The 11373-nt window shown below is 50.4% G+C and carries 9 protein-coding genes and 1 riboswitch; of the genes, 5 read left to right on the forward strand and 4 right to left on the reverse strand.

The features are described from left to right. Positions 1-15 precede the first annotated feature (15 nt). The 5 genes from AC0YOA_RS21435 (at position 16) to AC0YOA_RS21455 (ending at position 5890) form a co-directional block, all read left to right on the forward strand. Positions 16-1806, forward strand: coding sequence for a sensor histidine kinase (locus tag AC0YOA_RS21435; protein ID WP_475788324.1), 1791 nt, complete (start codon positions 16-18; stop codon positions 1804-1806). After that, complete coding sequence (locus AC0YOA_RS21440; RefSeq protein ID WP_475788325.1) at positions 1803-3398, forward strand: response regulator; 1596 nt, start codon at positions 1803-1805, stop codon at positions 3396-3398. The genes AC0YOA_RS21435 and AC0YOA_RS21440 overlap by 4 nt, the downstream gene beginning before the upstream one ends. Positions 3399-3407: 9 nt before the next feature. Then, positions 3408-4622, forward strand: coding sequence for an MFS transporter (locus AC0YOA_RS21445; protein WP_475770261.1), 1215 nt, complete (start codon positions 3408-3410; stop codon positions 4620-4622). Positions 4623-4699: 77 nt separating this feature from the next. Continuing rightward, positions 4700-4779, forward strand: a riboswitch (ZMP/ZTP riboswitch). A 66-nt stretch (positions 4780-4845) separates the two neighbouring features. Next, complete coding sequence (locus AC0YOA_RS21450; RefSeq protein WP_475788326.1) at positions 4846-5427, forward strand: DJ-1/PfpI family protein; 582 nt, start codon at positions 4846-4848, stop codon at positions 5425-5427. A 145-nt stretch (positions 5428-5572) separates the two neighbouring features. Continuing rightward, positions 5573-5890, forward strand: coding sequence for an NIPSNAP family protein (locus tag AC0YOA_RS21455; RefSeq protein ID WP_475788327.1), 318 nt, complete (start codon positions 5573-5575; stop codon positions 5888-5890). A 521-nt stretch (positions 5891-6411) separates the two neighbouring features. Here AC0YOA_RS21455 and AC0YOA_RS21460 read toward each other — a convergent pair. The 4 genes from AC0YOA_RS21460 to AC0YOA_RS21475 form a co-directional block, all read right to left on the reverse strand. Further along, entirely contained in the window at positions 6412-7851 is a 1440-nt protein-coding gene (locus tag AC0YOA_RS21460) for a sensor histidine kinase (RefSeq protein ID WP_475788328.1), read from the reverse strand. Then, positions 7848-8507, reverse strand: a complete 660-nt coding sequence (locus AC0YOA_RS21465) for a response regulator transcription factor (protein WP_475788329.1) — start codon at positions 8505-8507, stop codon at positions 7848-7850. Before AC0YOA_RS21465 ends, AC0YOA_RS21460 begins: the two co-directional genes overlap by 4 nt. 214 nt (positions 8508-8721) lie before the next feature. Next, on the reverse strand, positions 8722-9915 hold the full coding sequence (locus AC0YOA_RS21470; protein ID WP_475788330.1) for a HupE/UreJ family protein: 1194 nt from the start codon (positions 9913-9915) through the stop codon (positions 8722-8724). 77 nt (positions 9916-9992) lie between these two features. Continuing rightward, on the reverse strand, positions 9993-11373 hold a 1381-nt coding region (locus AC0YOA_RS21475), incomplete at its 5' end, for an Ig-like domain-containing protein (RefSeq protein ID WP_475788331.1).

An 11373-nucleotide genomic window follows, 5' to 3' on the forward strand; every position in this document is an offset into this window, starting at 1 on the left:
GGGGAATGAAACCATATGAAATCAGGCGCAACCCGATTCCTCAATATCAGCTTGCGAAAAAAATCAGTGGCGATCTTCATTATGCTGGTCACCCTGCCCTCTCTGCTGATCGGCTATGTGATTCTGAGCCGGTATGAGACGATACTGCGGCAGCAGTTCATCGACTCGATGGAGAAGAACCTGAATACCATCGAGATGAATCTGACGGAGAAAATCAAGGCGATTGAAGATATCTCGGACTATATGATTTATCAGGAAAATTTCCGCAGCTTTCTGGAGGCCAAGCCCACTCCCGGCAATATGGAGCAAATCTACAAGGACAAAACGGCGATCGAAGGCTTCTTCGCGTTCCAGATCATGTCCAAGCAGTACATCAAATCGATTTCGCTGCAGGGCGTAGGCGGCAACGAGCTGCAGATGGGCGAACCGGTCAAAGGCCTCGAGCAGCCATGGAGCGACTTGGCGAAAGCCAACCGGGGCGGAATCGTCTGGACGGATTCCTATTCGCTGGAGAGCGGCTGGACCGGCAGCAAACGGGTCATCTCCATGTTCCGCGTTATTAATTCCTTCGAGAAGCCGTCCAACCAGGTCGGCCAGGTGATCGTGCGTCTGAACGAAACGGAATTCACCGATTTATTGACAACGCCGGTTCCCAAGGATCAGGGCTCGATATTTATCGTCCGCCCCGACGGCAGCGTCCTGCTGCATCCGGACGAGAAGCTGGTCGGCCATCCTTACCCGGACAGCAGCATGCTTCAGGAAATCGTGAACAAGCGGAGCAGCGTGTTCGCCTTGCAGGAGGAAGGCACCTCCTATGTCGTATTTAACCAGCATATGAAATCCACGGGCTGGAATATTGTCGCAATGGTCAAGGATGAGACGATCGTGGAGAAAACCAAGGCCATCAAAGCATCCTTGCAGATTTTGATTCTTGTGATCCTGATTCTCGGCCTGCTTGCCTTAATCGGCTTCGAGCTGGCGATCATCCGTCCGATCCTCGAGCTGAAGAAAGAGACGCACCGGCTCAAGCACGGAGACTTCTCGGCCCAGGTCGAGGTGCGTTCACGCGATGAGATCGGCGAGCTCGGCAGGCAGTTCAACAATATGGTCACCACGATTAAAGATCTCATCGACAAGAAATATAAGCTGGAGATCCGGCAGAAGGAATCCGATCTGCGGATCCTGCAGAGCCAGATGGATCCGCATTTTCTGTACAACACGCTCGATACGATCCGCTGGACGGCGCGTCTGGAGCAGGCGCCTGAGACCAGTCAATTAATCGAGACCTTGTCCCGGTTTTTCCGGATGGGCATGGACAGCGGGAAGCATCATACGACGCTCGCCGGTGAAATGGAATTTGTCCGGGCCTATCTGAATTTGCAGCAGAAGCGGATGGGCAGCAAGCTGCGGTTCTCCCTCTTTATGGAAGCATCCTTAGAGGACGCGGTGGTGCTCAAGAAGGTTATTCAACCTCTGGTGGAGAATAGCATCAAGCACGGCTTCAAACGGCAGGCCGGAAAAATCGACGTTCGCGCCTATCAGGACGGAGCGGATTTGATTATCGACGTGACCGACTCGGGGATCGGATTTTCCAAGGAAAAAAGACTTCTGATTCACCGGGCTCTGAAAGAGAGGACCGGCGATAAAAGCGTGCTGGATCACGCCATCAGCAACATTCATGAACGGATCCAGCTTGTGAACGGCAGCGGCTACGGAGTTGAGCTTCCCATGGAGCAGTCCATTACGGGAGCATGCGTAAGGTTAAGAATACCTCTTTGGATGAACGAAAAGGAGGAGGAAGCATGACCATTCGAATGCTAATCGTTGATGATGAACCGATCATTTGCCAAGGCTTGAGACAAACCATTCCTTGGGATTCGATCGGCGTGGAAGTGGCGGGAGAAGCCTATGACGGCGTAGAGGCCCTGCAATTCGTATCGGGGCAGCCTGTCGATCTGGTGCTCACGGATATTAACATGGATGGAATGGACGGACTTGAATTAGCCAAGGAGCTGAAGGAAAGATGGCCGCAGATCCGCATCATTATCGTCAGCGGCTATGATGATTTTGAGTATGCGCGCCGCGCCCTGCGTCTTGGGATCGAGGATTATTTGCTGAAGCCGGTCAACATTGAGGAGCTGATGGCGATGGTCCAGAGAATCGGCATGGAAATCTCGCTTGATGCGGAGCGGGAAAAAAAGCGCGAGCGCGAAAGCTGGTTAAAGTGGATGATCCAGCTTGTTCAAGGCGGGGCCGCTATACGCAAGGACGCCGATACGCCGCCATCGGCCGCATACGGCCAGTCGTCCTACCGGTTTATCGCCAGCCAGCTGGAGGATTATGCCGAATGGACCAGCCATTCGTCGGAGGAGTCGCAGCAATCCGCGCGAATCGGTTGGGAAAGTACCGTTCATGCGGCGCTGAAACCCTTCGATCAGGAAGTCATCTCCTTCTTCCATCATCCAAACCTGCTGCTTTCACTGTGCATCGGCTCCCGCCAGGTGAGCCAGCTGGATTTGTCTGCCGCCTTATCGGCAGCGCAGAACATGGCACCGCCGGTCCCCCGCCTTTATTTTGGCGTGTCGCCGGCTTTTTCCCAATTGGACGAGGCTTATGCCCGCAGTATAGAGGCCACCACGGCCCTGCAGCTTGCTGCAGTTCCGGAATGCCCCTCCATCCAGTTTCATAATGAAGAGCAAATTTCCGGGCGGAGCCCTCTGCCGTTCTCTCCGTTCGAGCTGGAGAAGCAGCTGGTCCACGTGCTCTTTCATGGAGGCTATGAGGAACTGGATGACATCATCGGGAGCATCATGCAGCAGTTTCGCGAGAGGGGCTATCTGCTGAAGGAAGTATTGCAGGCCTTCAAGGAATTGAGCATTATCCTGCATCGCAGACTGCATACGAACGGCATGGATTTGTCGGAGCGCACCGATCCGTTCAATTCGGGCGAAATCGATCTGTTGACGCACAACTCCTACCGCGCCATGGAATCGCTGCTCCGCAAAGAGCTTTGGTCCCTGCATGCGATGATTCATTCCTCCCTGGCCAACAAGAACCACTGGATCGCCGAACGCGTCAACAAGCATATTGATTCCAGCTACCATACGGATTTGAAGGCCTCTGAGCTGGCCGCCCTGCTCAAAATAACGCCGAATTATTTCAGCATCCTGTTCAAACAAAATTTCGGCAAAGGGTTCGCGGAGTATCTGAATGAGGTACGCATCGAACGGGCCAAAGCAAGTCTGGTCGGAACCGACGAGCGGGTATTCGAGATCGCCGAGAAAGTCGGCTACAAGGAGTACAAATACTTCTGCTCGATCTTCAAATCGCATACCGGAATCACGCCGACACAGTACCGGAAGCTTGCCAAAACAGGTTCGTCAGCGGGAAAGGATTGAGCGCAGTACATGTCACACCCATCATTGACCAACATACGTTCCCTGGGCTTCATAAAAGCGTTCAACTTTTTCATCTACGGGGCGATCTCCGTCTACAGCACTTTTTTTCCGCTTTACTTGAAGGAAACCGGCATGTCCAACTTTACGGTTGGCCTGCTTCTCGCCGGAGGTCCGTTCATCTCCCTCCTCTCCAACCCCTTCTGGGGATATTGGAGCGACCGGCTGGAGAATGCCAGGCGCGTTCTGCTCATGCTGCTGATCGGCAATGCCGTGGTCATGCAGATCGTCTTTTCTCTGAACGCGGGTTATCTTATCTTTACGTTCATGCTGCTCTATTTTTTCTTCCAGAGCCCGTTGTTCTCGCAAAGCAACAGCCTCAATCTGGATGTGGCCGACAAGACAGGCCTTAAGTTCGGCAGCTTCCGTCTGTGGGGTTCCCTCGGGTGGGCCGTTATGGCGGTGGCGACAGGGCCGGTCATCGAGCGACTGGGCATTCATCAGCTGTGGATCGTGTACGGGGTGATGATGCTTATCTCCATCGCCCTGGCCTTGAAGCTGCCCCGCGGAGGCAAAACGGGCAGCCGGAAAGGGGCCCCGGTCGGTTATGGTCAAATATGGGCCAACAAACCATTTATCATGTTCCTTGTCATCGGCGTTCTCATTTCGATTCCAAACTCCATGAACAACACATTTGTTTCGATCTATATCTCCGATCTGGGAGGCAAAAATTCTCTGATCGGCTGGTCCGCTTTTCTGTCATCCATCTTCGAGATTCCGGTTTACCTGCTGTTCGACCGGTATTTGCGCAAAAGTCAACGAACGATGATTTTCTGTCTGGCCGTTGTCAGTCTGCTTTACGCGCTGCGCTGGTTTCTGATGTCGGTGGCGGAAACCCCTTATCAGATCATCTTCATTCAGGCCCTGCACTGTCTTACTTTTGCAGGTTATTATTATGTAGGCACGCAATTGACCGCCCTGCTCGTTCCGAAGGAATACCGGGCCTCGGGTCAAGCGGTATACGCCCTCAGCTGGGGAGGGCTGTCCGGGATCGTAGCGGGCGTCACCGGGGGCTGGATATTCCAGAATCTTGGCGCGCATGCGATGTACCGGATCAGCGCCGGGACGGCTTTACTAGGTGTAGCGGGTTTTGCTCTCATGTACATGTTTATCATGAAAACCAGCCGCAAGAACCTGGAGGCTCAGGGCTATAGCAGTGAAGGATGAAAGCTGAAAAAAAACCAGGCGGAGATTTATCTCCTTGAACTTTCCAGCGGAAGAATGTAAGATTATAACACTAGCATGAAACGGTGCGTTACTGGCGTAAACATGGATAACCATGAGGGAGCGCACCGACAAACAGCCGTACGCCTGGGCAAAGTACTTGATCCTCTTCAGATCGGGTGCTTTTTTGTTTTATACCAGACAAACGAAAGGCCGGTGTACAGGAATGAAGATGGCATTTATTTTATTTGACGGGATGACGACGCTGGATTTTAGCGGTTTTTACGAAGCTGTAACCTGGTTGGGCATTTTGGGAGTCAAAGAAGCGGTGTCGTGGGATTTTTGTTCGACGAAGGCGGAAATCACGGACGATCGGGGATTAACCATAAAAATCCCGCATGTCTATCCGGATTTCTCCGGATATGATCTGATTTTTATCCCCGGCGGATTTTCTACAAGGCAGCTTAGGCATGACCCCGATTTTGTCTCCTGGGTGAAAACTGCCCGCGATGTGGAGATAAAGGCGTCGGTTTGCACAGGCGCCCTGCTGCTTGGGGCGGCTGGCTTTCTGGAAGGTAAACGGGCTACGACGAACCCTTCTGCATACGACCTGCTTGCCCCTTATTGCTCTGAGGTCGTAAAGTCCCGCGTTGTCAGGGATGGCAATGTGTTCACGGGCGGCGGCGTCTCTGCATCTCTTGACCTTGGCTTGTTCCTCGTCGAATCATTAAGCACTCCGGAGGTCGCACGGCAGGTTCAAGAAAAAATGGATTATCCATATTATCGTCCCGGTCGGATGACTGAATAGCCGGAATAGCCGGAATATCCGCAGCGGCCATTGCTTTTGACCGCAAAATGCGGGAATATATCAAATATGCCCCCTGTTGGCAGCGTCTTCACGGCGGGCAAGATCTGACAGGAAAACAATCATTTTACTTAGGGAGGAAATTAACTTGCTGTACGAACTGCGTATCTATTCCGTTCATGCCGGGAAGATGGAAGCCATGAATGCCCGTTTCGCCAACCACACCCTTGGAATATTCAAGCGCCTTGGAATGAAGGTTTATGACTTCTGGGTCGATCAGGAAGGACACTCCAAGCTGTATTACATCATGGAATACAACGATATGGACGAGCGGAACCGCCAGTGGGATGTATTCGGCCAGGATCCGGAATGGCTGGAAGTGAAACAGAAGTCGGAAGCGGACGGGCCGATTGTCGAACAAGTGGAAAAAATCTTCATGCAGCGTGCGGGATATTTCCAGCGCTAAGCGGGGATGTTCCCTTGAACAACAAGAGAAACTGTGCATTTCTGCATGTGGTCAGGCCTTCGTGAAGCTGTTTCCCCTCCATCTGCCGCTCGCGTCTGGCGCACTTAAAAACAGCCTGTTGAGAAGGTTCCCAACAGGCTGTTTAGTTATATTATTTTCCATTAATAGCAGTTTGAGTCTGAAAGGGAGTCAGCGGAATTCCATCCGTATTAAATATAGAGCCGTCATCAGCCACATAGTTTAATTCGCTCGTATCTGTGCTAAAGAGCTTGAACTGTCCTGTTGAATCCTCATAGAGCTCTTCCTTTACCGGGAGTCCGGTATCCTGATCGAGAAACTCAATGAGCTGCATCCTTTAGGGCAGCCAGGACGGTCCCGACTATTTTTTTGTTTTTACCTGCTGCCTGAAATTTCATGTTTTTTTATCTCCGCTATTGGTTTTTGTAGGCAGGAATGCGCGAGTTCCAGCTTACATCTCCATTGTAGAAAAACAATTCTCATAAGTATCGGTAAATTGTAAATTAATTGCATACCCCCGGAAGTATGATCCTCACAACGGTTCCCTCATTCAGACGGCTATTAATCTCGATCCTTCCCTCGTGGAGCCTGACGATTTCCGCGCATATGGCAAGCCCCAACCCCGCGCTGTTGTTTGCCCGCGAGTAGGCTTTATCCACCATGAAAAAAGGCTCGAACACCTTCGGTATATCCTGTTCCGGTATGCCAATCCCCTCGTCCTCTACCTCTATTGCATAGTGGTCTTCCTCCGTCATGAGCCCTCTGAAATAAATGATGCCCCCGGCTCCTGAAGCTTTTATCGCATTGTCGATTAGGTTGGTGAAGAGGATTTTGATCAGGTCTTTTTCAATAAGCAGCTTTGCAGGCTCAACTGATAATGACAGTTCAATATTTGCCTGTTCCAGCTGTGGCTTTAGAATCTGCTCCGTCTCCTCAAAAATCGGCATTATCTCTTCCATGTCCATGACCTTCTTTTTATTTCCGATGAGAACCAGGTCCATAAGCTTGAACGACAGACTTTCAAGCCGTTTTCCTTCGCTGTAAATATAGTTTAAGGCCTTGTAAAAGACTTCTTCGTTATATTTAGTCGTTCTCAAGAAGTCTGCATAGCCTATGATCGAGGTAAGCGGCGTCTTCAATTCATGCGTCAGATAGTGAATAAAATGTTCCCTGTTTTTGGCGGCATCCTCCAGTTCCTCGACCTTTTCCTCTACGGCATCGGCCATCTGGTTAAAGTTCTCCGAGAGCAAGCCAATCTCATCATTCGATAAAACGCCGACACGGTGTGAATAGTGGCCGGAAGCTATCGTCTGCGCGGACTTTGTGAGCATGCGGACCGAGCGTGTGAGAAACCAAATCAGCACATAAAGGCCAACGGCCAAAATAACGGTAATGACAATGTTGATCTTTACAAAATTTCTGATCTGAGCCGTCTTATCCTGGTAAATGCCTGTAATATCCCGGATGTAGGCGAGCTTAAAATCGTCCCCGTTCAATTGGAGCCCGCTTGTGACGAATAAATAGCTCTTCTGGCCAACATCCCGGATGATATAGGTTCTGCTGGTGGAATCCCCTATCTCAAGCTCATTCCTCGGGCCGGCTACGATTTGGGCGAAATCGGTAAAAACCGTTTGATTATGTTCATCCCATACTTCAATGGACACGTTATCGGTGTCAAAAGACTTCAGATATTTTTGAGTGTTATTCTTAATAAAATCATCTGCATTGTTTTTTGCCGAATTTAACAGCTGATTCAAATTATTAATATACGACCAGTCCGTCTCGATCTGAGCGTGCAGAACATGCTGCTCCGACAAGCCTCTGTCGATTTCTCTCACCAGATTCTGATTGAAATTATGCTCGATAAGATAAAATGAAGAGGCGTTGAACAGCAGCTCAAACAGGAGGAAGGTGCCAAAAAAAACCTTCTGCCAGAGTCTCATGCATGAGCCTCCAGCCTGTAACCGTATTTGTAGACGGTTTTAATCTGCTCTTCCCAGCCGAGTTTTTTTCGAATCTTCTGGACATGAATGTCGACAGTCCGCGTCTCGCCCATGTAATCGTAGCCCCAGACAAGCTCAAGGATTTTCTCTCGGGACAGGGCTTTGTTCCGGTTGTTGATAAGAAGAAGGAACAGCTCGTATTCCTTCATTGTAAGTTCGATAACGGTGCCGTCTCGCTTTATCGTGCGCTCCTCCAGGTAGATGTCAAGGCCCTCGCATGTTATCTGATCTGCTTTGCTTCCATAACGGCGAAGCACGACTTCTATTCTGGCCAACAGCTCCATTGCTTCAAAGGGCTTTACAATGTAATCGTCCGCCCCCATCTTGAGTCCTCTTACTTTATCAGCAAGGCTGTTCCGCGCAGTCAGGAATATGACCGGAACTCCGCTGCGGCTGAACCGGGGCATCAGCTCGTAACCCTCCATGTCGGGAAGGGAGATGTCCAGTAAAATTAATTGCGGAGAAAAACCCGAGAGAACGCTTTGAGCATCTTGTCCGTTATAAGCTTGTTTGCACTCGTAGCCCGCAACCTCCAGATTCAGTTTAATAAGGTCGGAAATGGCCTGATCGTCTTCTATAATCAATATGTTCTCCAATATGCTGCGCCTCCGCTCTATCCGCTGAATATACACTCTAGTTGTTGCAGAAGTTTGTGAGAGTTGTAAAAAAGTCCGCAAAAAAATACACCCCATAGAATAGATGTCGAATGAACCGGAGAGTTATTCAACGTCTGTCCTATGAGGTGCATCTCAAATTACCTGGGCGGGTTATTGTAATGCCCTTTGCCTGCCGTTAGGAGACTGGGCTGATTCATCCAAGAAATACCCGTTGAATGAGCCAGATTCCGCCCAGCATGAACGCAAGCGACGAGCCTGCAATAACGGTCCGCCTTGAAAATTTCCATCGGTGCAGCATAATAAGCAGCGGCAGCAGAATGGCGACCAGCGTTACCTGAACGGCTTCAATGCCGAGGTTAAAGCTGATCAGATCCACAGCCAGTTGGCTTCGCGGAAGATCCATTTCCTTCAAAATATCGGCAAAGCCCATTCCATGGATTAATCCGAAGAAGAACGTCAGCACCCAGCGGTGACTGACCTGTTTACGGATAATATTATCTACCGCGACAAAGCAGATGCTAAGCGCAATCGCAGGCTCGACAATGCTTGGAGATACATTAATAATTCCCAATACCGTAAGCGTCAGCGTGATGCTGTGAGCAATCGTAAATGCAGTGATCATGGCCGCATATTGCTTGAACTTCTGCCTTGCGATGAGCAGTGAAAACAGGAATAGGAGATGATCGTATCCGGATAATATATGGTTGATCCCCAGTGTAAAGAATGAATACCAGCCTGACATGACTTCCGACGGGCTTGATTCCTCTTCCTGCGGCTTGTCCATTTGCCCGCTGCCGCTGTTTTGCTGGACCAGCGCATCCTGCTGCAGACCGGCATAGTCTTTCTCGGTCAGCTGCATGCTCCAATCCCGGTATTTGCCGGATAGAGCCGATGTGCTTTTTTGGCTGCCGTAGTTAATCGTAACTAAATTAACATAGTTGGTGACGGAATCGTTCACGTACAGATTATCTGTCAAGGAAATGGGCTCGGATGCGGTTGCGGGCGGAAAGACAACCTTCAGGATCGCATTGGCGGCACTCCCTTTTTGTTCCATATCAAAGCTTTCTATTTGGGTCCAATCTTTGATTTCATTGTTAATTTGCAGCTTTAAATTTTCCTTGAACAATGCCGTAAGCCCATCTTTAATTGCAGCAAATTCTTCCTCTTCAAGCTTGCCGTTCTTATTCGTATCCCCGCCGGCCAGCTCGATCACAGACAGCTCATCCAGCGCATAGGTCATTTCGATATTCGATTTGGTCAAATTCAACGTCGTGTAGCCGGCGCTGTATGCGTGGGCATCCACCTGGCGTTCAATGGGTATCAGAAGAAGGGCCAACACGGCCACAATGCAAATGGAAAATCGCACAGCGGTGTTTATACGGAACATTGTATATCCTCCCTGTAAAGATAACAGGACGCCGTTCATAAGAACGGCATCCTTGTTAACCTATTACGATAAGACGCTTATTTGCTCAAAAGATTAAAGATGACTTGAGCGGCTTCACCGCGTGTAGTGATTCCAGCAGGCTGGAATACGCCTTCTTCGCGTCCGCCAACCAGGCCGAGCGCCGCTGCTTCTTTAATATAAGCGGCTGCCCATGACGAGAATTTAGCTTGATCCTTAAAGCTGATGCTTCCGTCTACCGACGGTTTGCCATGCAGCTTCTCGTATCCGCGCATAAGCATCGTTACCATTTCCTCACGCGTAATTTTTGCGTTGGCTCCGAATTGCGTTGCGCTCGTTCCTTGAACGATTCCCGCTTTCACGGCTGCGGCAACTGCATCCGCATACCAGTCTCCGCTTTTCACGTCTGTGAATTTCACAGTGCTTTGTTCTGTAAGCTCCAAGGCTCTTACCAGCATCGCTGTGAACTCGGCGCGTGTCACGCTGCGTTGAGGTTCAAACGTCGTGCCGCTCGTACCGTTGAGAATTTGTTTCGATACCAGGTCATTAATTGCTGCTGCTGCCCAATATCCGGCAGGAACGTCTTTAAATTGATTCGTCGTGCTACCATTGCCGCCAGTTGAAGGCGTTCCGGTTGAAGGTGTTCCAGTCGACGGTGTATCAGTCGACGGTGTATCAGTCGACGGTGTATCAGTCGACGGTGTATCAGTCGACGGTGTTCCGGTCGATGGCGTATCTGTCGATGGTGTTCCTGTTGATGGTGTTCCTGTTGATGGTGTTCCTGTTGATGGTGTTCCGGTTGATGGTGTTCCGGTTGACGGTGTACCTGTCGATGGTGTTCCGGTCGAACCGAATACAGTGATCTTGCTTGTTGCTTTGAAGCTGCCATCAGCCGTCGTTACTGTGATTGTAGCCGTTCCTGATGCTTTGGCAGTCACTTTACCATTTGAATCTACAGTAGCAACCGAAGTGCTGCTTGATGTCCAGCTCACCGCTTTGTTCGCTGCATCCTCGGGTTTTACAGTTGCAGTCAGTTGAGCCGAAGCCCCTTCCTGCAAATCAAGAGCAGTTTTGTCCAGTTCAACTCCGGTTGCCGGAACGGTGGTGGCTTCAGCCGTTACTTTAACCGCGCTTGTTGCTTCAAAACCGCCGTTTGTTGTCGTTACCTTGATCGTGGCTGTTCCTGCCGATACTGCCGTTACTTTACCCGTCGAATCTACCGCGGCAACCGATGCGTTGCTTGTGCTCCAGCTCACCGATTTGTTCGTAGCGTTCGTTGGTTGTACCGTTGCGGTCAGGTTTGCTGTGTCACCTTCCGTTAAATTAAGTGTGGTTTTATCCAGCACAACTCCGGTTACCGGAACGGTCGTAGTTCCAGCGGTTACTGTCACCGCGCTTGTTGCTTCGAAACTGCCATTCGTTGTCGTTACCTTAATCGTG

The sequence above is a fragment of the Paenibacillus sp. JT22N12 genome (assembly GCF_056269365.1).

Bases quoted from the DNA above. Each gene is read 5' to 3' on its own strand.
- AC0YOA_RS21470 (WP_475788330.1), bottom strand. From the start codon at position 9,915: ATGTTCCGTATAAACACCGCTGTGCGATTTTCCATTTGCATTGTGGCC.
- AC0YOA_RS21445 (WP_475770261.1), top strand. From the start codon at position 3,408: ATGTCACACCCATCATTGACCAACATACGTTCCCTGGGCTTCATAAAA.
- AC0YOA_RS21435 (WP_475788324.1), top strand. From the start codon at position 16: ATGAAATCAGGCGCAACCCGATTCCTCAATATCAGCTTGCGAAAAAAA.
- AC0YOA_RS21450 (WP_475788326.1), top strand. From the start codon at position 4,846: ATGAAGATGGCATTTATTTTATTTGACGGGATGACGACGCTGGATTTT.
- AC0YOA_RS21440 (WP_475788325.1), top strand. From the start codon at position 1,803: ATGACCATTCGAATGCTAATCGTTGATGATGAACCGATCATTTGCCAA.
- AC0YOA_RS21460 (WP_475788328.1), bottom strand. From the start codon at position 7,851: ATGAGACTCTGGCAGAAGGTTTTTTTTGGCACCTTCCTCCTGTTTGAG.